23 protein-coding genes and 1 riboswitch are annotated in these 20,638 nt (G+C 38.6%); of the genes, 17 read left to right on the top strand and 6 right to left on the bottom strand.

Features of this window, described 5'->3' with window-relative positions; translation table 11 throughout:
* The first annotated feature begins 11 nt into the window (after positions 1-11).
* The 8 genes from ACH0CI_RS12965 (at position 12) to ACH0CI_RS12930 (ending at position 6,145) form a co-directional block, all read left to right on the top strand.
* Positions 12-1,211 (top strand): Ger(x)C family spore germination protein, encoded by a 1,200-nt coding sequence (locus ACH0CI_RS12965; RefSeq protein ID WP_028414151.1) that lies wholly within the window; start codon positions 12-14, stop codon positions 1,209-1,211.
* Between the two features lie 11 nt (positions 1,212-1,222).
* A complete protein-coding gene (locus tag ACH0CI_RS12960) occupies positions 1,223-1,459 on the top strand; it encodes a hypothetical protein (protein ID WP_048020033.1) in 237 nt (78 codons plus the stop codon).
* Between the two features lie 22 nt (positions 1,460-1,481).
* Positions 1,482-2,603 (top strand): GerAB/ArcD/ProY family transporter, encoded by a 1,122-nt coding sequence (locus ACH0CI_RS12955; RefSeq protein ID WP_406901553.1) that lies wholly within the window; start codon positions 1,482-1,484, stop codon positions 2,601-2,603.
* Between the two features lie 72 nt (positions 2,604-2,675).
* Positions 2,676-2,719, top strand: a riboswitch (PreQ1 riboswitch).
* 230 nt (positions 2,720-2,949) lie between these two features.
* Positions 2,950-3,615: a 7-cyano-7-deazaguanine synthase QueC gene (queC, locus tag ACH0CI_RS12950; protein WP_406901552.1), complete on the top strand. Its 666-nt coding sequence runs from the start codon at positions 2,950-2,952 to the stop codon at positions 3,613-3,615.
* Positions 3,615-4,055: a 6-carboxytetrahydropterin synthase QueD gene (queD, locus tag ACH0CI_RS12945; protein WP_013055983.1), complete on the top strand. Its 441-nt coding sequence runs from the start codon at positions 3,615-3,617 to the stop codon at positions 4,053-4,055. Before queC ends, queD begins: the two co-directional genes overlap by 1 nt.
* Positions 4,048-4,779: a 7-carboxy-7-deazaguanine synthase QueE gene (queE, locus tag ACH0CI_RS12940; protein ID WP_406901551.1), complete on the top strand. Its 732-nt coding sequence runs from the start codon at positions 4,048-4,050 to the stop codon at positions 4,777-4,779. Before queD ends, queE begins: the two co-directional genes overlap by 8 nt.
* A 98-nt stretch (positions 4,780-4,877) precedes the next feature.
* Positions 4,878-5,375, top strand: coding sequence for a preQ(1) synthase (queF, locus tag ACH0CI_RS12935; protein WP_406901550.1), 498 nt, complete (start codon positions 4,878-4,880; stop codon positions 5,373-5,375).
* A gap of 68 nt (positions 5,376-5,443) precedes the next feature.
* Positions 5,444-6,145 (top strand): NAD(P)H-binding protein, encoded by a 702-nt coding sequence (locus tag ACH0CI_RS12930; protein WP_028414147.1) that lies wholly within the window; start codon positions 5,444-5,446, stop codon positions 6,143-6,145.
* Between the two features lie 31 nt (positions 6,146-6,176).
* Here the strand turns inward: ACH0CI_RS12930 and ACH0CI_RS12925 are convergent, their stop codons facing one another.
* Complete coding sequence (locus ACH0CI_RS12925) at positions 6,177-6,404, bottom strand: hypothetical protein (RefSeq protein WP_034268205.1); 228 nt, start codon at positions 6,402-6,404, stop codon at positions 6,177-6,179.
* A gap of 316 nt (positions 6,405-6,720) precedes the next feature.
* Entirely contained in the window at positions 6,721-6,906 is a 186-nt protein-coding gene (locus ACH0CI_RS12920; RefSeq protein ID WP_013055988.1) for a YkvS family protein, read from the bottom strand.
* Positions 6,907-7,214: 308 nt separating this feature from the next.
* Between ACH0CI_RS12920 and ACH0CI_RS12915 the strand changes: the two genes are divergently transcribed.
* From ACH0CI_RS12915 to ACH0CI_RS12900, 4 genes are all read left to right on the top strand, one after another.
* A complete protein-coding gene (locus ACH0CI_RS12915) occupies positions 7,215-8,060 on the top strand; it encodes a patatin-like phospholipase family protein (protein ID WP_028414145.1) in 846 nt (281 codons plus the stop codon).
* Between the two features lie 17 nt (positions 8,061-8,077).
* Complete coding sequence (locus ACH0CI_RS12910; RefSeq protein WP_033578384.1) at positions 8,078-8,272, top strand: hypothetical protein; 195 nt, start codon at positions 8,078-8,080, stop codon at positions 8,270-8,272.
* A gap of 147 nt (positions 8,273-8,419) precedes the next feature.
* A complete protein-coding gene (locus ACH0CI_RS12905; protein WP_013082248.1) occupies positions 8,420-8,746 on the top strand; it encodes a hypothetical protein in 327 nt (108 codons plus the stop codon).
* Between the two features lie 312 nt (positions 8,747-9,058).
* On the top strand, positions 9,059-9,772 hold the full coding sequence (locus ACH0CI_RS12900) for a cell wall hydrolase (RefSeq protein WP_098112871.1): 714 nt from the start codon (positions 9,059-9,061) through the stop codon (positions 9,770-9,772).
* A gap of 162 nt (positions 9,773-9,934) precedes the next feature.
* Here ACH0CI_RS12900 and ACH0CI_RS12895 read toward each other — a convergent pair whose 3' ends face one another.
* The gene (locus ACH0CI_RS12895; protein WP_406901549.1) at positions 9,935-10,294 is read right to left on the bottom strand and encodes a YueI family protein; all 360 of its coding nucleotides are present in this window, start codon (positions 10,292-10,294) and stop codon (positions 9,935-9,937) included.
* Positions 10,295-10,958: 664 nt separating this feature from the next.
* On the opposite strand from ACH0CI_RS12895, the gene ACH0CI_RS12890 reads away from it, so the two are divergent.
* The 5 genes from ACH0CI_RS12890 (at position 10,959) to ACH0CI_RS12870 (ending at position 14,040) form a co-directional block, all read left to right on the top strand.
* Complete coding sequence (locus ACH0CI_RS12890; protein ID WP_033578387.1) at positions 10,959-11,240, top strand: hypothetical protein; 282 nt, start codon at positions 10,959-10,961, stop codon at positions 11,238-11,240.
* Positions 11,241-11,470: 230 nt separating this feature from the next.
* Positions 11,471-12,769, top strand: coding sequence for an NCS2 family permease (locus ACH0CI_RS12885; protein ID WP_406901548.1), 1,299 nt, complete (start codon positions 11,471-11,473; stop codon positions 12,767-12,769).
* 173 nt (positions 12,770-12,942) lie between these two features.
* Positions 12,943-13,317, top strand: a complete 375-nt coding sequence (locus ACH0CI_RS12880) for a hypothetical protein (RefSeq protein WP_028414141.1) — start codon at positions 12,943-12,945, stop codon at positions 13,315-13,317.
* A 204-nt stretch (positions 13,318-13,521) separates the two neighbouring features.
* Positions 13,522-13,785: a hypothetical protein gene (locus tag ACH0CI_RS12875; protein ID WP_013055998.1), complete on the top strand. Its 264-nt coding sequence runs from the start codon at positions 13,522-13,524 to the stop codon at positions 13,783-13,785.
* Positions 13,786-13,833: 48 nt separating this feature from the next.
* The gene (locus ACH0CI_RS12870; protein ID WP_013055999.1) at positions 13,834-14,040 is read left to right on the top strand and encodes a hypothetical protein; all 207 of its coding nucleotides are present in this window, start codon (positions 13,834-13,836) and stop codon (positions 14,038-14,040) included.
* 57 nt (positions 14,041-14,097) lie between these two features.
* On the opposite strand, the gene ACH0CI_RS12865 is transcribed toward ACH0CI_RS12870, so the two are convergent.
* From ACH0CI_RS12865 to ACH0CI_RS12855, 3 genes are all read right to left on the bottom strand, one after another.
* On the bottom strand, positions 14,098-14,895 hold the full coding sequence (locus ACH0CI_RS12865) for an HAD family hydrolase (RefSeq protein WP_280160399.1): 798 nt from the start codon (positions 14,893-14,895) through the stop codon (positions 14,098-14,100).
* A gap of 377 nt (positions 14,896-15,272) precedes the next feature.
* Complete coding sequence (gene metH, locus ACH0CI_RS12860) at positions 15,273-18,716, bottom strand: methionine synthase (RefSeq protein ID WP_406901547.1); 3,444 nt, start codon at positions 18,714-18,716, stop codon at positions 15,273-15,275.
* On the bottom strand, positions 18,717-20,555 hold the full coding sequence (locus ACH0CI_RS12855; protein ID WP_014461038.1) for a bifunctional homocysteine S-methyltransferase/methylenetetrahydrofolate reductase: 1,839 nt from the start codon (positions 20,553-20,555) through the stop codon (positions 18,717-18,719). It lies immediately after the preceding gene.
* Positions 20,556-20,638: the final 83 nt, after the last annotated feature.

Raw genomic sequence — 20,638 nt, 5'->3', positions numbered from 1 at the left:
GGCCGGTTACTATGAAAGCATTTCTGATGTTATGTATCTGTTCATTGCTGTTAAGCGGCTGCTGGAGCAGTCGAGAGTTGAATGAGCTAGCCATTACGGTTGCTGTCGGAATTGATAAAGCAGAAGATGGCATTATTGTTACAGTTCAGCTGATTAACCCTGGTGATATTCAGGCCAAAACCCCTACAAACGGGCCTTCTGTTACCACATTCTCTATTAAGGCTTCGTCTGTAATGGAAGGGTTAAGAAAAATAACGACAAAATCCCCGCGGAAAATTTATCTTTCTCATTTACGAATGCTAGTCATTAGCGAAAGCATGGCGGAAGAGGGTATTGCTGAAGTGCTTGATTTCTTTGCTCGGGATCATGAAGTGCGTACCGATTATTTTGTTGTTGTTGCTAAAAACACGAAAGCATCGAGCGTTCTGAACGTATTAACAACAATTGAAAAAATACCAGCTAACCATATGTTTGCTTCATTAGACGTCTCTCAACGTATTTGGGCACCTACTAGAGGCGTAAAGTTAAATGAACTGATCAGTAACTTAACGAGCGAAGGAAAGCAGGCGGTGTTATCGGGAGTATTGGTCAAAGGCGATGTGAAAAAGGCAGGAGATATGTCGAGCATTTCCCGGACCAATCTGTCCACCCTGCTCAATTTTAAAGGATTAGGTGTCTTTCAAAATGATAAGCTGATCGGCTGGTTCAATGAAGACGAAAGTAAAGGATATAACTATATTACAGGAAATGTAAAAAGTACGTTAATTGTTATTCCATGCGAAGGAAAAGAAAAACAGCACGATATCATCGGAGTAGAAATGCTTCGAACGAACGTGAAGGTAACGGCTTCTATGAAAAACCATAAGCCTCATATTCACGTGGATTTAAAAGGTGAAGCAAACGTGGCAGATGTAGAGTGTCAAGTAAACTTACAGGACCCAGCTGTAATTAATATGCTCGAACGAAAAACAGCAGCGGACGTAAAAGAAAAAATGAATGACGCAGTGGAAAAAGCTCAAAAAGATTATAAAAGTGATATCTTCGGTTTTGGAGAAACGTTTTACAGACAAGATGTAAAGAGATGGTACAAAATGAAAAGAGACTGGAACAGAATTTACGCAGAAGATTTAACCGTCGATTTAGATGCCAAAGTTCAAATCCGTCGCTTAGGCACGTTAAATAACTCATATATGAAGCAAATGAAGCATTAAGGAGAAAGAAAATGGAGGGATTTATCGCCTTACTGGTACTTCTTGCTTTTTTGACTAAAAAAATTATGATTAACTTCCGAAAGGAAAAGTATTACCGTGAAATCGTTGTCTATCTTTGTCTTATAGGTATGGGTTTATTCTTTTGGGGAGCCATTACACTCCGTAAAGAAGTACCTACGCCTCTGTACTTTTTAGAGGAACTCATTAAGCCTCTTACTAAAACCGTTCATCATCTGTTATTTACGTAAGCATGTAGGAGAGAAGGGGTGTATGATGCAAATAAAAGAATTTATTACTCCGAAACAACTTCTTTTTCTCATTTATTTTTTTTGTATCGGAAGCGCTATTTTGGCAGTTCCGGCTACGTTATTAGAAACGAATAGACAAAATGCCTGGGTATGTAGTGTGCTTGCTATTGGCTTTGCCCTTTTAATTGTTGCGGTGCTGCTATGGCTGATGCACCGTTACCCTCAGCAAACGTTCATTGAAATAGCTAAAAAAGCGCTAGGTCCTTACGCCGGAGCGTGTATGTCTCTTATTTACATTTCTTTTATGTTCATTCAATCTACGTTTTCCCTTCGAGATATCAGTACATTTATGACGACGCAAATTGTCCCTGAAACGCTGCCTACGTGGATTCATGCTCTTGTGATTTTAGCGGTTATATACGGAGGGTATTTAGGCATTGAAGTGATAGCGAGAACCGCGGAAATCTTTTTACCGTGGATCGTCGTCCCTTTTTTATTGTTAATTTCGTTAAATATTCCTCAGATGAAACTGGATCGTCTTTACCCTTTGTTTGAATTCCGCATGGATGATTTAGTGTTAGGGACCACGTATTTCTTAGGAAATCCGTTTATGGAATTGATTTTTGTGCTAATGATTACGCCTCATATAAAAGATGGCAAAAAGGTAAAAAGAATGATTGTTATCGGCACTGTGGCATCGGGCTTGACGATTACGATTGCAGTTGCGGCTTGTATATTAGCTCTTGGCGCGAATATTGCATCAATGCACAGCTACCCAGTTTATTTATTAGGAAAAATGATTTCGTTAGGTGCAACGATACAGCATGTTGAAGTATTAGTAGCTATTATTTGGATGTTATCTATCTTTTTTAAAGTTGTCATTGTGTTCTATGCTATTCAGTTAAGTATCGCTCAATTATGTAATTTACGGGTGCGCAATTTTTTGAGCTTCCCTTTAGGTCTAATCATTACAGGCGTGGCGTATTACATTATTCCAAATACAGCATACTTCAATTATTTTGAAAAATATTACTGGCCGTTTTATTTATTTGTACTAAGCGTCTGTTTTCCGTTGTTATTTATTGCGCTTTCTTATATAAAGAGAAATAAGGCAGCTAAAGGTGATAGAAGCCAACAAACATAGCATTATTTATACGTATGTGGTATAGTATACGATGACAATTCAAGAAGAAACGCCGTACACGTTTGTATATGTACGGGAGAGGTTCGAAAACTCCCTCTATAAAAAACTAAGATCATCGTTGATGACAAAAGACACGGTTTTAGCGTGTCTTCTTTCACGTGCTTTTCTATCAACACGTCTTTTTGACGTGTATGCTGGCGAGGACGTGTATCTTAGTTGCTTTTTAGGGAGATTGCTGGAAAAGAGCAGTCTCTTTTTTATGTTATAAAATTAGTCACAAAGGGAACGAACGGTTCAATAAAGTTTCTTCTTCTTTTGATTTCAATCAAAAAGGAGACGAACAATAATGATGAAAAATGAAAAAGCTATTGTTGTATTTAGCGGAGGTCAAGATAGTACAACATGTCTATTTTGGGCTTTGAAAAACTTTAAAGAAGTAGAAACGGTTACTTTCCAATACGGTCAGCGTCATAGTCAAGAGATAGAGGTAGCAAAAGCTATCGCAGCTGATTTAGGTGTGAAGCATACCGTCCTAGATATGTCACTTTTAAATCAATTAGCACCAAATGCCTTAACGCGAGATGATATTGAAATTGAGCAAAAAGAAGGAGAGTTGCCTACAACGTTTGTGGATGGCCGCAATCTGTTATTTTTATCATTTGCTGCCGTACTGGCTAAAAACAGCGGAGGCCGTCATATCGTAACAGGCGTTTGTGAAACTGATTTTTCGGGATATCCAGACTGTCGAGACGTATTTGTGAAATCGTTAAACGTCACGCTTAATTTATCAATGGACTTCGAGTTTGTGATTCATACGCCGCTTATGTGGATTGATAAAGCAGAAACGTGGGCGTTAGCGGATGAGCTAGGAGCGCTTGAATATGTGCGTGAAAAAACATTAACGTGCTACAACGGTATTGTTGCTGATGGGTGCGGCGAATGTCCCGCATGTCAATTGAGAAAACGCGGGTTAGATCAATACTTGCAAACAAAAAAAGGAGGAGAAAAATAATGCTGCAACAAATGTATCCTCAAGTCTTTCATGACTATGAATATGAATTGAACAAAGATATGCAGTTTGCTGCGGCACATTTTGTTCCTCATACAGAAGCAGGAAAATGCCGTCAAGTCCATGGACATACGTATTTTGTAAATTTAACTGTTGCCGGAGATACATTAGACGAAGCGGGCTTTTTAGTAAACTTTGCGCTATTGAAAAAAATTGTTTCTGGTCAATTTGATCATACATTATTGAACGATCATTCTATCTTTAACGAAGAAAATCCAAATGATTTTCCTACAACTGAAGTTGTTGCTCGTAAAATTTATGAGTTGGTTCAAGAATATCTAGACACACTACCAAATAAGCCTTCTTGCGTACAAGTATTCGTGCGGGAAACGCCGACAAGTTACGTAGTTTACCGCCCAAAGAAGGTGAAAAAACGTGGCTAATACAATTCCGGTACTTGAAATATTCGGCCCAACGATTCAAGGGGAAGGAATGGTTGTAGGACGTAAGACGATGTTTGTTCGTACCGCAGGCTGTGATTATTCCTGCAGCTGGTGTGATTCAGCTTTTACATGGGATGGATCAGCTAAAAACGATATTCGTCAGCTAACAGCAGAACAAATTTGGACGGAGCTTAAAGAAATTGGAGGAGAGTGCTTTGATCACGTCACCATTTCTGGAGGAAACCCTGCGCTTATCAAGGCGATTGGTTCACTTGTAGAGCTTTTGCACAGTCATGGGGTAAAAGCAGCTCTTGAAACACAGGGAAGCCGTTATCAGGATTGGTTCCTAAAGATCGATGATTTAACGATTTCTCCTAAGCCTCCAAGTTCATTAATGAAAACAAATTTCTCCGTATTAGACGATATTATAGAGACATTAATAAAGGAAAAACGCATGGCGCACATAAGCATAAAAGTCGTTGTATTTAATAATGAGGACTTTGAGTATGCAGCGTCTGTTCATGAACGTTATCCTGAGGTTCCATTTTTTGTTCAAGTAGGCAACGAGGACTTAACGACAATCGATAATGCGTCGTTAACACAAGAATTGCTTAAAAAGTATGAGTGGTTAATCGACAAGGCAGTGGCAGCTAAAAACATGAACGATGTAAGAGTTCTGCCGCAGGTTCACGCCCTTGTTTGGGGAAATAAACGAGGCGTGTAAGCGCATAGCAAAAAATTTACAAAGAAAAATAAAAACAGATATATACAAAATAAAAAAACGCTGTTAGAATGACAATCGTAGAAAGAGAGGAAATGCAAATGAGCGGTCGAAAAGATGAAGAATTAGAAGGTGTATCACTCCTTGGAAATCAAGGAACAAACTATTTGTTTGAATATTCACCAGATATTCTAGAAGCATTTGATAACAAACATCCAAATCGTGATTATTTTGTGAAATTTAACTGTCCGGAATTTACGAGCTTATGTCCAAAAACGGGTCAGCCGGATTTCGCAACCATTTATATTAGTTACATTCCAGATGAAAAAATGGTGGAAAGCAAGTCGTTAAAGCTTTATTTGTTCAGCTTCCGTAACCATGGAGATTTCCATGAAGACTGTATGAATATTATTATGAATGACTTAATTAAACTGATGAATCCAAGATATATTGAAGTATGGGGAAAATTCACACCACGCGGCGGGATTTCAATTGATCCATATACAAACTATGGCCGTCCTGGTACGAAGTATGAAGAAATGGCTAATTATCGCCTGATGAATCATGATTTATACCCAGAAACAATTGATAATCGTTAATTCGAACAAACAGGTTGTGTATGCAACCTGTTTTCCATTGCAAAAACAACAGATGAGAAGGTGAAAGAATGTCACAGAGATCAGCATTAGTATTAGGTGCAAGCGGACTTGTTGGTCAAGAACTTTTAAAAATGTTATTAAGCAACAGCTTATATAACCATGTGACAGTGTTTGTTCGAAAAAAGCTACCAATCGAACACACAAAGCTACGTCAGCTTGAAATTGATTTTTCAGAGCTTGATAAGCACGAAGAATGCTTTGCAGTTGATGATGTATATTGCTGTTTAGGCACGACAATGAAAAAAGCAAAAACAAAAGCGAAATTCATTAAAGTTGACTACGAATTTCCTTTAAAAGCGGCTAAATGTGCAGAAAAATATCGCTGCAAAAACTTTTTAACGATTACAGCAATTGGTGCTGATCTTCGTTCGCCATTCTTTTACAGTAAAGTAAAGGGGCAAGTAGAAGAAGATATCGCAAGCTTGTATATCCGTTCTACTCACTTTTTCCGCCCATCGTTATTATTAGGCAAGCGCCAAGAGTTTCGCCTATTTGAAAAGCTTGGGGGATACACGTTAAAGTCGTGTTCATTTTGCCTTGTAGGAAAGTGGAGAAAATATCGTCCAATTAAAGCGTATAACGTAGCCAAATCCATGATGAAAGCTGCACTTGAAGATAAATGTGGTGTTCATGTACATGAAAGCCAAGACATTTATACAGGTGAATGCTATTATTCGTTTACCAACGGCAAGCGCGTGTTATCAAAATAAAAAAAGCCTCTTCATAAGAAGAGGCTTTTTTCTATCTTCCGTCAGCATCCGCGTTCCCATCACCATCACCATCACCATCGTGATCGTGATTAGAAGCAGATTCACTCCAGCTTGTGTAGGAGTTAGAATCTTCTTCGGCATAATTCATGGGTTCAACGGATGTTTTTTTATTTGAAGTTTGCTTGCGTTTAAAAACGAACTGCACGATGAAAAAAAGAATGACAATAAGTGCAACGATAAACAATACAGTATCAAACATGCTAGTAATTCCTTTCAGTAAGTAGGTAGTAGTAGCTTGTTCTTATTGTCACACGAAAATAAGACCCTTTCAAGAAAAAATGGGGCCTGGTTTTGTTTCTTTAAGGAAACTTTTTTTATCTTAGCCATATATTATTGTATGAAGAAACATTTTAGAAAAGAGGGAGTACAGTGAAAAAAAGTTCGAAGGATGTTAAGGTTCAACAGTATATTTATCTCATGTATAAGCTGGGAATTATTACAGAAGAACAAAAGAATCAGTTCTTTCAAAACCACTAAAAAAGCAACCGTTTTTGCGTTCCGGTTGCTTTTTCCCTTTACATAGCGGGATTAATAATCGTGTAGTTTTTGTGGTTGACAACAGTTCGCTGTTCTAAGTCTAAATCCCGGTAGTTTGTCATGTAAGTCAAATCAACAATCACGGAGTTTTCATTTACTTTTTCGACAATGCCCTGTAAGCCATTTTTAAATTCTATCAAGTTTCCTACCTCTGCTATCTTCATCATTCATCGCTCCTTTGTTTTAAATTAGTTCATTATTAATTTTTTAAATAATTTTAATTTTGAAAATAGTAAAACTAGTTAGCGTTTTCTTTTTTTACAATTTTGCCTTAAAACTGGGAATTAGTAAAGGGTTTTTTGAAAAAATATAAAATAAAATTGAAAAAACAAGTAAAATGTGCTGAGGAATAAAAGGAATTGGTAGCTTTAACGAAAGAGAGAAGCAACACAGTTCCATCTTTGTTCATCTTTCGTTATAATAAACGAGGTATAATCTTGTCATAAATTATAAGAATTAGAAGGTGTAGAAATTGAAAGATACTGGACTCGTGCTCGAAGGAGGCGGTATGAGAGGCCTTTATACAACCGGAGTTTTAGATTACTTTATGGAAAGAAATCTGTACCTTCCGTATGTAATTGGCGTTTCAGCCGGCGCTTGTCATGCCACTTCTTATTTATCTAGACAAATAGGAAGAAGTCGCAAAGCTAATTTAGATTTTTTAGAGGATCCTCGCTACTTGTCGTGGAAAAATTATTTTAAAACAAAAGAGATATTTGGAATGGATTTCGTTTTTGATGAAATTCCTAATCAGCTTCTTCCATTTGACTTTGAGGCATTTGCTGAGCGTACAGAGAAGCTTGTAGTAGGAGCAACGGACTGCGTGACGGGAGAACCCGTTTATTTTGATGAGTATGATCGGGATATTTTGACAGCGGTTCGCGCTTCTAGTTCCCTTCCATTTTTAGCACCTGTCGTTACATATAAAGGAAAAGAGCTGTTAGATGGAGGAATCAGTGATCCGATTCCAATCAAAAAAGCAGTGCAGGATGGATATAGAAAAAATATTGTTGTGCTAACGCGAAACGAAGGATATCGAAAAAAGAAATCAAATATGCTTTGGTTATTGAAGCGCAAATATCGTCATTATGATGGGCTGACTCGTGCGCTTGAGAACCGCTATAAATTGTATAATGAAACATTGTCATATATTGAAGAGCAGGAAAGACAGGGAAATATCTTTGTGATTCGTCCGCAATCCCCTCTTGTAGTAGGGCGAATTGAGAAGAATCGTGAGCGTCTCGACGCTCTTTATAACCAAGGATATAAAGAAGCTGAAGCTCAATTTGCGTCTCTGCAAAATTGGCTGAACAGCTAAAAACGAGGTGGAACTGAATGGATGAACAAACAGTAATCAATATGTTAAATGAGTTAAGTGAAGGAAAAGTAACCGAAATTAAAGTTAAAAAAGAAGACTTTCTTGCTTTTCGCCCTTTTTTAGTAAATCGCCCTGATTTCAAACATTTTCGTGGAATCGCCGGACGCGGAGGCGATTTTACCTATACGTATCTAGAAATTCCTAGGAGTTAAACGAAATGATGGCATTATTTGATTATGCCTTATATAATGGATGTATGAGCCTGTACAGTAGAGAATATACTGTTACAAGTGCTTGTGCGTTTATTTAGTAACGTATAGTAAGAGCGAATAAACGTGTTTAGTTATAGGAGGGATATTATGGATGAGTTTCGAAAAAGTACAGCACCTTTTTATTTTGCAGATCATATATGGAAAGATAAAAATGGAATGACGACTTATGGGATGCTGTTAACGAACCGGCCCGAAGATGACGGGGACTATGACCTCCATTCGTTATTAGAAGAAGCATATGTAGATCATAAAAAAATTCTAATTACTACTGTTTACGATAACAGTGAACAGCAGTTGACCGGATACGTGATACATTTATCAGATGATCAAGACGTTTTTACGTTTATGGATGATACGGGTGCTAAGCTAGTGATTGATTTCTATGATGTTGTAGAAATTGAGATCGAAGATTAAAAAGAGCTGAATGTTGATTACAACATTCAGCTCTTTTGTGTAAAAGTAGATGAATTTAAATGTTTATCATAAGAATTATAAGGGAAAAACGAATGAAGAAATTTCTGATTAAACTGAAATAAGGCGGGAAAATATACCTGTATTTTAGAAAAATTACCGTGATTATGACAAAAAATAAGGTACAATGTCATATTTGTGTTCCGAACGTAATTTTGTTCATCAAACTTAAAGAAATGTAATTGAATCGTTCGGTGAAACCCCTATATAGCTATGATAGAGTAATACCATACGAAATTTCAGGAGGTATTACCTATGAAACATAGTTATATGAAATCAATGGTAGTAGCTTGTTTAGCTACTCTTTCATTTATAGGTTTTAATGCAACAGCTACGGCTGCAACTAATTATAAAGTAGTCAAAGGCGATAGTCTTTGGAAGTTAGGTAAAAGATATAGTGTAACAATTGACGATATTAAAAAATTAAACAATCGTCAAGGAGATATGATTTATATTGGTGAAACATTAGCTATTCCGAGTAAGACAAAAGTGCTGGCTGCTGAAACAACGGAACCTTCAACGGCAGCACCTGCTAATACGGCTAAGCCAGAACCAAAACCAGAAGCCAAACCCGCAGACCAGGAAACACCTGCAGTTTCGATTTCGTCAAGCGAAAAAGATTTATTAGCTCGCTTAGTAGAAGCCGAAGCAAAAGGCGAATCGTATGAAGGAAAAGTAGGGGTAGCAACAGTGGTGTTAAACCGTGTAGATTCTCCGAAGTTTCCAGATACGGTAACAGGAGTTATTAAACAAGTTGTCGGAAAAGCATACGCTTTTTCACCGGTTCAAAACGGATCAATTAACAAACCTGCTTCAGAAGATTCGAAAAAAGCAGTAGAGCAAGCATTGACTAGAAAAGATCGTTTAGACGATTCCATTTACTTTTATAATCCAAAAACAGCTACCGATAACTGGATTCGTTCACGTGCTGTAATTAAAACAATTGATCATCACGTGTTTGCTAAATAAAAAAGAGGCTGCAACAAAAGTATTTTAAACGAAGTAAAAAACGAACCATTGATCACATGTTGATCAATGGTTCGTTTTTTTTTGATGGTGAATATAGTTTTATCTGTCTCGTTCCTTCTAGCAGTTGATTGGATTCATTTCGTTATGTGTCAACCTCTTTTTTTAGTCTAAAAAGATATCTCGTTCCAAACTGCCTTCAGAACCCGTTAAAACTAGACCAATATCGGTATCAGCTTCTAAGTTCTGAACGATGGTAAAAGGCACTTTATGTTGGTTAGCCGCTTGAATATAAGGTGAGAGGTATGAATAAGACAAAGAGCCATTTAAAAACAAATGACCGTCTTTCACTTTTTCTAAAAGAGGCTTTATTTTTGCTGCATCCTTTTTCATGACTTGCCCTTTTTTTAGCGCAATTTCAATATTCTCACGTAGAGCAGTTAAGAAATATCTTCTTTCGTCTCTTTTTGTTTCCTTTGCTCCGTACATTCCTCGTTCTAAGTATTCTTCTAGTTGATCAGACATTATGTCACTTCCTTTCGTTATAAACTATAAACGATTATGGATATAAGTAAAAGGGACAGGAAAAAAGGAAAATCATTGTGCTATATCACCTGTTTTTTTGCTGAGTACAAAGAAAAACAAAAAATGTGTTGAAATTTAGCCTAAAATATTGTTTAATGTAAATAGATAGAAAATCATATCGGTTTTTTATTAAAGGTTTGTAAGCGATTACAGATATACATACATAGCAGCGTTTGGGGAGACGCTCCTATGATTTTATGTTCAAAGCGCATTGTATAAAAAGGGGATTATATAGCTTTAGGGCATATACGGTCAAGCAAAGGGTCAGATAAATTAATAAAAAATCGCTATGTATTTTCATAAGAAGAGCGGTCAACATCTTTGTTGAGCGTTCTTTTTATGCGTTCATATTATGTTTATTTCTCATTGCAGCAGCTGCTGAAAATGCTAAAAGGACATTCCTCGTTTCATCTCTCTTATTTTACATGTAGTATGTTTCAAAGCCTTAAAAAATATGTCTGTACGCTCGTTTGATCCTAACGAGGTGATAGAAAAAGAATATTTTTTAAGAAATCACAAAAAAAGAGGCGATTGCCTATGCAAGAAGTAGGTGAATAACATATGTAATAAAGAGAATGAAATATAATTTGAGGAGGCATGTATCATGCAAGAATTTGATATTAATGACATAAGAAGACCATTTGGTGGTTTTGGAGGCTTTGGCCGTCCAGGATTCGGTTTCGGTCGCCCAGGTTTTGGTTTCGGTCGTCCTGGTTTTGGCTTCGGCCGCCCGGGGTTCGGTTATGGCTTTGGTCGCCCTTGGGGTTGGGGCTTTGGAGCTCCATTTCTTGGAGGGTTAGTTCTTGGAAGTGCATTAGGAGGTCCAGGTTATTACGGTTATCCAGCACCATATTATCCGCCGTACCCACCATATTATTATTATTAAAACAGTGAGCGCTGATAAAGCGCTCTTTTATTATGTCCAATTCAAGGTATATATAGAATGCATACAAGACGCTACGTTTAGAAAATGATAACAGTTTTAAATAAGGAATGAACGCTTAAGCTAAAGGAGACAAGTTTTCCTTGCAACAATTGTTGATTTTGCTATAATAACTTCGGTGGCATTTTTGGTCACTGGGTGGGCGAGGGATAGATGAAAAGAAGGAAATTAGATTGAACACATTATTTGAAAAGTTGTTTCGTTTAAACGACCACCAAACAACTGTCGGAAAAGAAAGCTTAGCTGGGGTCATTTCATTTCTTTCCATCGTGTATATTATTGCTGTTAATTCAACCATTTTGTCTGATGCTGGTATTCCGCTTGAAGCAGGAATATTCGCAACAGTGGCTTCGGCTTTTGTAGGCTGTGTTATTATGGCTTTTTGGGCAAATGCGCCTCTCATTCTGGTGCCAGGTATGGGGATTAACGCATTGTTTACGTATACGATGGTTCAATCAATGGGGTTATCTTGGCAAGAAGGGTTATTAGCAGTAGTGATATCCGGCTTTCTTTTTATAGCATTAGCTTTTTCACGACTGTCTGCCAAAATTGTTTCTTCGATTCCGCATTCGTTAAAAGAAGCGATAACAGTCGGTGTTGGCTTATTTTTAACATTTATCGGTTTGCAAAAAGGGAAGCTTGTAGTTCCAAGCGAAAACACTTTTGTAGCACTTGGAGACTTGTCAGATCCGTTTGTTATCAGTACGCTGTTGACGTTAATTATCACAATCGTACTGTTTATCCGAAATGTGAAAGGTAACTTTTTGTTAAGCATGATTGCTGGATCCGTCCTTGCCTTCTTACTTGGTGTAAGAAGCAGTGCAGAAAATGGACAGTCCGCTGCGAGCGTGAACGACTTTTTTAGCAGCTTTGGCACATTGTCTTTTGGAGCCATTGGAGACGTTGCGTTTTGGGCAGCTGTCTTTTCATTAACAATGGTATTGATTTTTGAAAATATTGGTTTGCTTCATGGTCAGCTAGGTATGATGAATCAAGATAGCAAATTTCCGCGGGCCTTTCAAGCAACAGCCGCCTCAGCTTTGCTAAGCGGGGTGTTTGGAACAAGTCCAACGGTGTCTTCTGTAGAAGGAGCATCTGGTATTGCAGCTGGAGGGCGAACGGGTTTAACATCGCTGATTACAGGAGTTTTATTTTTAAGTTCACTTCTGTTTATTCCATTTATCAAGCTGGTTCCAGATAGTGCTATTGCACCTATTCTCATTGTGATTGGAGCACTAATGATTCAAAATATCAAAAACATCAATTTACAGGACTTAACAGAAGGTTTCCCTGCATTTTTAATTATTGCGCTTATTCCTCTTACGTACAGCATTGCTGATGGAATTGCATTTGGGTTCATTGCGTATCCACTGCTTAAATTATTCCTTGGTAAAATGCGTGAAGTATCGATGTTTATGTATGTAAGCGCGCTATTGTTTTTCTTGAATTTTGTGCTGCATTATATTGCTTAAAATAGACGGCTGAGTACTTTTGCTCAGCTGTTTTTTGTGTTTGCGGTAAAGAATCCTCTTTTTAGATATCATACTCCGTATTTCGTGTCCTTTGGTTAATCAGCCGCTTCTAAAATGGCGTTTCCTGCGTAAAGTAGTACAGAAGTCGGAGGGGATATAAGGGGGAGAAAACAATGGGAATTAAATTAATTAAAATATCAGCCGTTTATTTTGGAATTGGCATCATATTGGGGTATTATATGTCAATTGTTCACAGCTACGCTTTGACGCCTGTTCACGTGCACATTAATTTATTAGGATGGACGTCGCTTACGTTAGCGGGACTTATTTATTATTTGTTTCCTGCGTTTAGCGAAAGTAAATTAGCTAAACTGCACGTATGGTTGCATAATATAGGATTACCGGTCATGATGATTGGTTTATTTCTCATGATCGTACTAGAAAACCAAGCTTTTACACCCGTAGTAGCAGTAGGAGCAACACTTACGGCTATTGGCGTTTTAATTTTCGTATATCACATCCTTAAAAATTTGAAATCTGAACGATAAACCAAGAAGGTCGTTGACGATGGTTGCTAATTTCAAAAGGAAAAAGAACCAGCTATAGCGAATATACATGTAAACAAGGTGAAAGTGCGATTTACATAAAGGTGTGCTAGGCATCTTTATAAGGAGGGGTAAGCTGTAGGGATTTCTAGCTCTTATAAAAGCCAATAAAAGGGCTGATTATAAGTTTCTTGCGGCGGAGATACTATGGGAGAACATCAACAATTAGTGCGTGTTAGGGAGCTAGCAAATGAAATTATTCGACTTCGTCTTCAAGACCGTACGACTTATGACGAATTAGAGTTGCAAAATAATGTAGAGTTGTTGTCTCGTTCTGTGGTTGACTTAGTAAACATTATGTTAGCCGAAGATGTGGATTCGTCTACGTCTTTAAAAGCTACAGCTTCTAAAATGAAAATGGTGTATAATAACATGCATCAAGCTGAGAAAAAAGATTATTTGCATTTCTAATTGCTAGGCTCCTTTTCGCCACAAACGAAATGGAGGTGTACGAGGCAGATGCTATCGTCACTAACGACTTCTGAAGCTATTGTAGCATCCGTTCTTGCACTGGTTGTCATTGCCGTTTCCATTATCTTTTTTGCCACTCTTATTATGGTTGTTGTACGACGAGAAAGAATCAGCAGCTTGGTTAATCACGGAGAGCATGCAGATGGGAAGCAAAAAAGCTTAGGTGAATTTTTTCGTTCTTTACGAAAAAAATAACTACCGTTTTCTTATTAAATAGATAAAAGCGGTCAATTTAAACGTTGACCGCTTTTTTTAGATTGTTTGCTTATTTTTTTCTAAAACAATACGCGCTGCTTCACTAACAGATGACACAACAGCAGAGGCATGGCGCTGAACAGCTTTAGGAGCTGTAGCCATAGCGAAACTGTTCGGTGTTAATTGAAACATAGGAATATCATTAAATGAATCCCCCACACATGCAATTTCCTCTGGTTTTAGCTGAAGATGATTTAATAAAATTTCAATGGCATTTCCTTTGCTGATATGTTTAGGCATAATATCCAAACACTGCTTGGCAGAAATATATGTATCAATATAATCACCAAACTCTTCGTTCACTTCTTTTTGCAGAGCTACCATTTCATCGTGATCTCCAAGAACCGTGATTTTAGATGGAGAAAGAGCGTGACCAAATGAATCTGTCATTTCAATTTGTTCTTCGATAGGGAAAAACATGTGAGTTTCAATTGCTTCAATAATTTCATTTCGCTGCTCTACATAATTCGTGTCGTTTGAACAGACAAGCGTAATACGGTTAGGATCTATCGTTTTTTTATAAAGTTGAACCGCTAAATCATCTTCAAACACTTTTCCATGAAGTTCTTGATTTTCTTTGGTCCACACAAATCCTCCGTTTTGACTAATACGATGAAATGTATTATTAATATCAGTAGAAATCTTTAAAATTTCCGTATCCATTCGTCCAGAAGCAAGACAAACCTCTACTCCTTGGCGCTGAAGTTCACTAAGTGCGTCTGCATTATGCTGTTCTACGTATTTTTCTTCGTGTAAAAGAGTTCCATCTAAGTCGCTTACAAATAATTTAATCATCTCTTGAAAATTCCTTTCCCTAAAAAAATTACCTTGATAAGAGTGTTACAAATTTATTACATTCCTTATTCTATCAGTGTTTCCCAAGAAACTCATAAAAAAAGCTCAAACCGGCGGTGAATTCAAAGAGATTAAGACATAACTACATCACTTTTTTTCGCAGGAGTCTTCGCCTTGCCCTCTAATCAACAGCTAGAAACAGCTACATGAAATCTAGTTCAGCATCATAATGAAAACAATCCGAACGGAGTTGATTCTCAATTAAGAATTAACTCCGTTCGGATCTTTCTTCAACTAAAATCCATTTGTCGCAGCCTTTTTTTTAGGTTTGTTCACTTTAAAAAAACAGCCGCGGTCTAAAAGACCGCAGCCATGTTTTACAATACGTTAAAATATTTCGCTTCAGGATGTGCAAAAACAAGGGCTGTAACAGAAGCTTCTGGTTCCATCATGAAACCGTCTGTTAACTGAATGCCGATGTCTTCAGGTTTAATTAATTTAAACAGTTTTGCTTGGTCTTCAAGGTCTGGACATGCGGGATATCCGAATGAAAAACGCTGACCTTGGTATTTGGCTGAAAAACGCTCCGCCATTGTAAAGTCAGGCGAATCGGGGAATCCCCAGCGGTCACGAATTTGCTGATGAACACGTTCTGCTAATCCTTCAGCTAGTTCAAGCGCAAGAGCTTGGAACACGTGACTCTTTAAAAACTCGCCGTTTTCTTTGAATTTCGCCGCGCGTTCGCGAATGCCTGTTCCTGCTGTTACAGAGAAGAAACATACATAGTCCATCTCTTTTTCTTTAGGCTTTGCAAAATCAGATAAGCACAGGAACTGTCCTTTTGCTTGTCGAGGGAAGGTAAAGCGTTCAATTTCTGTTTTTTCATCAGCAGGATCATAAATAATTAAATCATTTCCGTCTGCTTGAGCAGGGAAGAACTGATAAATAACCGCTGGTTTAATTAAGTTTTCTTTTAGTGCCAGTTCGAGAAGGTCATCAACGGTTTCTTTTAATTGAACAGCACGCTCGTCTTTTTCAGCAAGCAGCTTATTCACTTTTCCTTTTAGTCCTAAGTGATGGCCTAAAAGCATCTGCCAGTTAATATACGGAAGAACCTGTGCCAAATCGTAGTGTTTGACAACGTGGCGCTTTAAATCAGCCGGTACAAAAACAGGAACATCCGTTGAAATGGCGGATCTTTCTAAAACAGCCGTAGCTGCTTGAGCGGTTTGAGGCTGGCGTTCTCGAACCGTTACTTTCTTTTCTTGACGCGTTTTTAAATCTGCTAAAAGCTGAATAACTTCTTCTTTGTTCTGCAGCTTATTTGCTAACGCTAATCCGTCCATCGCATCTTTGGCGTAGAGGACGGCACCTTCATATTCCGGGGCAATTTTAAAGTCAGTAAATTTACGGGAAAGGGCAGCGCCTCCTACCATAATTGGAACATCAATGCTTGATTGCGTTAAATCTTGTGCAGTTAAAACCATTTGCTGAGCTGATTTTACTAAAAGACCTGACAGGCCAATGATGTCTGGCTTTTCGTCTTTTACTGCTTCAATCAGCTGCTGCGGCGTTACTTTAATTCCTAAATCAATGACTTTAAAACCATTGTTGCTTAAAATGATGTCTACTAAGTTTTTACCGATATCGTGCACGTCGCCTTTAACCGTTGCAAGAATCACTTTTCCTTTTCCAGAATCATTTTCAGTTGCTTCCATATGAGGTTCTAAAAAGGCAACGGATGCTTTCATAACTTCCGCACTTTGAAGCACTTCTGCTACAATCAGCTGGTTGTCATTAAACAAACGTCCGACTTCCGCCATCCCCTTCATAAGCGGTCCGTTAATAATATCTAACGGATCATCATATTGAGCTAAAGCCTGTTCTAAATCAGGAAGCAATCCTTCTTTTGTACCTTCGACAATATACATTGCCAATCGTTCTTCAAGTGTTAACGTAGAAATTTCTACTTTTGCTTCCTTCTTTTTATCACGATAAAAGTCCGTAAACGTGCTTAGCGTTTCATCAGTTGTGTTAAATAATAACGCATTAGCAAGCTCAATTTCAGCTTCTGGAATAGAAGCATAGCGCTCTAATTTTTCTGTATTAACAATGGCATAATCGAGTCCAGCCTGCGTACAGTGATAAAGGTAAACCGCATTCAGTACTTCACGTCCGACTGGAGGAAGACCGAATGACACGTTACTTACGCCAAGAATGGTCAGGCAATCAGGCAGGGCCTCTTTAATCATTTTAATTCCCTTAACTGTTTCTTCAGCAGAACCAATATATTGTTCATCACCAGTCCCTACAGGAAACACAAGAGGGTCAAAAATAATATCTTTTGGATTAAAGCCATGTTTTTCAACAAGCAAATCATGTGAGCGTTTAGCAATCTCTACTTTTCTTTCTGCAGTAACGGCCATGCCTGTTTCATCGATTGTACCGACAACCAGAGCTGCACCGAATTTTTTTACTAGCGGTAAGATTGCATCAAAACGCTCTTCGCCATCTTCTAAGTTAATGGAGTTAATAATGACCTTACCTTGCGAGTACGTTAAAGCTTTTTCAATAACTTTCTCGTCAGTTGAATCGATTACAAGAGGAACCTTCACTTTTTTTACAACTTCTTGAATAAATTCCTCCATGTCTTCCATTTCTTCGCGGTCTGGATCTGCTAAGCAAATATCAATAACGTGAGCACCATTTTTAACTTGAGCACGCGCAATTTCAGATGCTTCTTCAATTTTCCCTTCCGCAATCAGACGCTTGAACTTGCGAGAACCGATTACATTCGTACGTTCTCCCACAAAAAGAGGGCGCATAGAATCGTCATATACAAGCGGTTCAATACCGGTTACAGCATGATTATGCTCGGAGCGATCAAGCGAACGAGGCGCAACCTCTTTTACTGCTTCAGCAAGTGCTTTAATATGAGCAGGCGTTGTACCACAGCATCCGCCTACAAAGTTCAGCCAGCCTTTATCAGCAAATCCTTTAATTTTTTGAGCCAGCAACTCAGGGGACTCATGATAATTGCCTTCTTCATCCGGAAGTCCAGCGTTTGGATAGCAGCTAACAGCTGAAGTGGCTAGGTCTGAAAGAGAGCGAATATGATCCGTCATAAATTCAGGACCTGTCGCGCAGTTAAGTCCGACTGAAAGAGGCTTCATGTGTTCCAGTGATAAGTAAAAAGATTCGATATCTTGACCAGCGAGAGTTGTTCCCATTGGCTCAATCGTTCCTGAAATCATAATTGGAACTTCTATTTTCAGTTTTTCAAACGCCTCTGTAATGCCTAAAAACGCAGCTTTTACGTTCAGCATGTCTTGACAGGTTTCGACTAGAAGTAAGTCAACGCCGCCGTCTAACAAACCCCGAGCTTGCTCTTCGTACGATTCTACTAACTCAGGGAATGTAATACCTCCCGTAACAGAGAGAGTTTTAGTGGTAGGGCCGATAGCTCCAGCTACGAACCTAGGCCATTCGGGAGTTGAATATTTATCGCGGGCTGCACAAGCAAGCTTCACAGCTTCGATATTCAATTCATACGCCAAGTGGCCTAAATCGTATTCATCAAGTACGGTAGATGTTGAGCCAAACGTATTGGTTTCAATGATGTCAGCACCCGCTGCAAAGTACTCTTCATGAATGCGCTGAATCACATGAGGTGCCGTTCGGGTCAAGTATTCGTTGCAGCCTTCATATTCTTCGCCGCCAAAATCTTCAGCGGTTAAATCAGCATCTTGAATCATCGTTCCCATTGCTCCATCGATGACGAGTATTCGCTTCTTTAGTTGTTGTTCGATAAGTGAGCTCATTTATATCTTCCTTTCTGATGTAACGAGTTGCTTGTCATGAATATAGCGTGTTAGAATTTCGGTCATTTCATAGCGCATAAACGGCGTAATTAAGTAAATACCGTCAAATAGCTCATATGCTGTATCAATTAAGTTTTTTGCAATCGCAAGGCCTTCGACTTCACCGCGAATCCGGTCATTTCCCGTTGCGTCCATGCGTTCTAGAATGTCTTCTGATAATTTAATTCCAGGTACTTCATGGTGAATAAATCGAGCATTTCTTGCGCTTGTTAACGGCATGATCCCGATGTATACCGGTGTTGTTAAATGTTTGGTTGCTTCATATACCTCTTCAATTTGCTTAGTTGAATAGAGAGGCTGAGTAATGAAATAGTGAGCCCCGCAGTCGATTTTCTTTTCCAAGCGCTGAACGGCTCGGTCTAAGTGACGCACGTTTGGGTTAAAGGCAGCTGCAATGGAAAAATTGGTTTTTTGACCAAGCGGTTTGCCGGAATAAGATAGTCCTTCATTAAACTGAGCGATTAAACTAATCAAGTCAAATGAAGATAAATCATAGACCGAAGTGGCGCCAGGGAAATCGCCAACTTTTGACGGATCACCGGTAATTGCAAGCACTTGATTCATTCCTAGCGTATGAAGTCCCATTAAATGAGATTGAAGTCCAATTAAATTTCGGTCGCGACAGGTAATGTGAATAAGCGGTCGTGCTTTTGTTTCTTGTTGCATCAGTGTTGCCATTGCCAAGTTGCTGATGCGAGGTGAGGCAAGAGAATTATCAGCTAATGTAATAGCATCTACGCCGACTTTATCAAGTGCTTTTGCGCCTTCTAAAAATTTCGTCGGACCAAGCTGTTTAGGCGGATCCAGCTCGACGATAACCGAGCGGCGCTTCTTCACAATTTCGTGCATATGAGGTTTATCCTGCTGCTCACGCTCTTGAACCGTAACGGCAGGTCTCATTTTAACGACTTTGCTTGTAATTGGAGGCAGGTCTTTTAAGGCAGACGACATGGCGCGTACGTGAGCTGGTGTTGTACCGCAGCATCCTCCAATTAAGCGAACCCCTTGTTCGCGGAATAAACGCGCGCTTTCTACAAAGTAGTCTTCATTCGTTTCATATTCCAGCTTGCCTTCCACATACGCCGGAAGGCTGGCATTAGGGTAAGCAGATAAGAAAGCACGATCAGGAAGCGGTACTTCTTCAAGAGACTGAATCATATGGTAAGGACCTAAACGGCAGTTTAGCCCGACAACATCTGCTCCCAAGTCTTCTAATTCTTTTAATGCATCTGCTAAAGGACGGCCATCTTGCAGTACGCCAATATCATGCAGGGAAACGTGGGTAATAATAGGCTTATCCGTTTCTTTTCTTGCCAGTGTAAGAACGGTCTTTAATTCTTCGAAATCATAGTATGTTTCAAATAAAAGGCCATCCACGCCTTCATTTAAAAGCCAAAACATTTGTTCACGAATGCTCCGCTTAACCTCTTCTAAACTAATAGCATTTTTTTGGAAAGAACGAATTCCGCCGAGTGTACCAACCACGTAAGCCTGATCTTTTGCGGCTTGTTTCGCTAATTTTACACCAGCAACATTGATGTCTTTGACTGAATCTTCTAATCCATAACGGGCAAGTTTTTGATAATTAGCAGCGTACGTATTTGTTTGAATAACGTTTGCACCAGCTTCTACATAGGCTCTGTGAATACGAGAAACCTCTTCTGGTTTGGTGATGTTTAGTTCTTCAAAACAGCTGTCAATACCGTGTGAGTAAAGGAGGGTACCAGTGGCACCATCCCCAATTAAAATTTTAGACTTTAAATCTTCAAGTAACCCCATGTCAAAACCTCCTTAAATTGTTCCGCTTCTATTTCACGAGTGATTCGTTTTATGCAATATGCCGATAAAATAGAAAAAGTCTT

This window comes from Priestia sp. 179-F W1.4 NHS (assembly GCF_045369295.1).
Lineage (GTDB): Bacteria > Bacillota > Bacilli > Bacillales > Bacillaceae_H > Priestia > Priestia zanthoxyli.
Note: the sequence above shows the minus strand (reverse complement) of the source record. Positions and strands in the feature narration are given on the sequence as shown.

What these genes read in the sequence shown, in the direction of transcription:
- ACH0CI_RS12965 (WP_028414151.1), top strand. Translation starts at nt 12, where the DNA reads ATGAAAGCATTTCTGATGTTATGTATCTGTTCATTGCTGTTAAGCGGC.
- ACH0CI_RS12960 (WP_048020033.1), top strand. Translation starts at nt 1,223, where the DNA reads ATGGAGGGATTTATCGCCTTACTGGTACTTCTTGCTTTTTTGACTAAA.
- ACH0CI_RS12955 (WP_406901553.1), top strand. Translation starts at nt 1,482, where the DNA reads ATGATGCAAATAAAAGAATTTATTACTCCGAAACAACTTCTTTTTCTC.
- queC (WP_406901552.1), top strand. Translation starts at nt 2,950, where the DNA reads ATGATGAAAAATGAAAAAGCTATTGTTGTATTTAGCGGAGGTCAAGAT.
- queD (WP_013055983.1), top strand. Translation starts at nt 3,615, where the DNA reads ATGCTGCAACAAATGTATCCTCAAGTCTTTCATGACTATGAATATGAA.
- queF (WP_406901550.1), top strand. Translation starts at nt 4,878, where the DNA reads ATGAGCGGTCGAAAAGATGAAGAATTAGAAGGTGTATCACTCCTTGGA.
- ACH0CI_RS12930 (WP_028414147.1), top strand. Translation starts at nt 5,444, where the DNA reads ATGTCACAGAGATCAGCATTAGTATTAGGTGCAAGCGGACTTGTTGGT.
- ACH0CI_RS12925 (WP_034268205.1), bottom strand. Translation starts at nt 6,404, where the DNA reads ATGTTTGATACTGTATTGTTTATCGTTGCACTTATTGTCATTCTTTTT.
- ACH0CI_RS12920 (WP_013055988.1), bottom strand. Translation starts at nt 6,906, where the DNA reads ATGAAGATAGCAGAGGTAGGAAACTTGATAGAATTTAAAAATGGCTTA.
- ACH0CI_RS12910 (WP_033578384.1), top strand. Translation starts at nt 8,078, where the DNA reads ATGGATGAACAAACAGTAATCAATATGTTAAATGAGTTAAGTGAAGGA.
- ACH0CI_RS12905 (WP_013082248.1), top strand. Translation starts at nt 8,420, where the DNA reads ATGGATGAGTTTCGAAAAAGTACAGCACCTTTTTATTTTGCAGATCAT.
- ACH0CI_RS12900 (WP_098112871.1), top strand. Translation starts at nt 9,059, where the DNA reads ATGAAACATAGTTATATGAAATCAATGGTAGTAGCTTGTTTAGCTACT.
- ACH0CI_RS12895 (WP_406901549.1), bottom strand. Translation starts at nt 10,294, where the DNA reads ATGTCTGATCAACTAGAAGAATACTTAGAACGAGGAATGTACGGAGCA.
- ACH0CI_RS12890 (WP_033578387.1), top strand. Translation starts at nt 10,959, where the DNA reads ATGCAAGAATTTGATATTAATGACATAAGAAGACCATTTGGTGGTTTT.
- ACH0CI_RS12880 (WP_028414141.1), top strand. Translation starts at nt 12,943, where the DNA reads ATGGGAATTAAATTAATTAAAATATCAGCCGTTTATTTTGGAATTGGC.
- ACH0CI_RS12875 (WP_013055998.1), top strand. Translation starts at nt 13,522, where the DNA reads ATGGGAGAACATCAACAATTAGTGCGTGTTAGGGAGCTAGCAAATGAA.
- ACH0CI_RS12870 (WP_013055999.1), top strand. Translation starts at nt 13,834, where the DNA reads ATGCTATCGTCACTAACGACTTCTGAAGCTATTGTAGCATCCGTTCTT.
- ACH0CI_RS12865 (WP_280160399.1), bottom strand. Translation starts at nt 14,895, where the DNA reads ATGATTAAATTATTTGTAAGCGACTTAGATGGAACTCTTTTACACGAA.
- metH (WP_406901547.1), bottom strand. Translation starts at nt 18,716, where the DNA reads ATGAGCTCACTTATCGAACAACAACTAAAGAAGCGAATACTCGTCATC.
- ACH0CI_RS12855 (WP_014461038.1), bottom strand. Translation starts at nt 20,555, where the DNA reads ATGGGGTTACTTGAAGATTTAAAGTCTAAAATTTTAATTGGGGATGGT.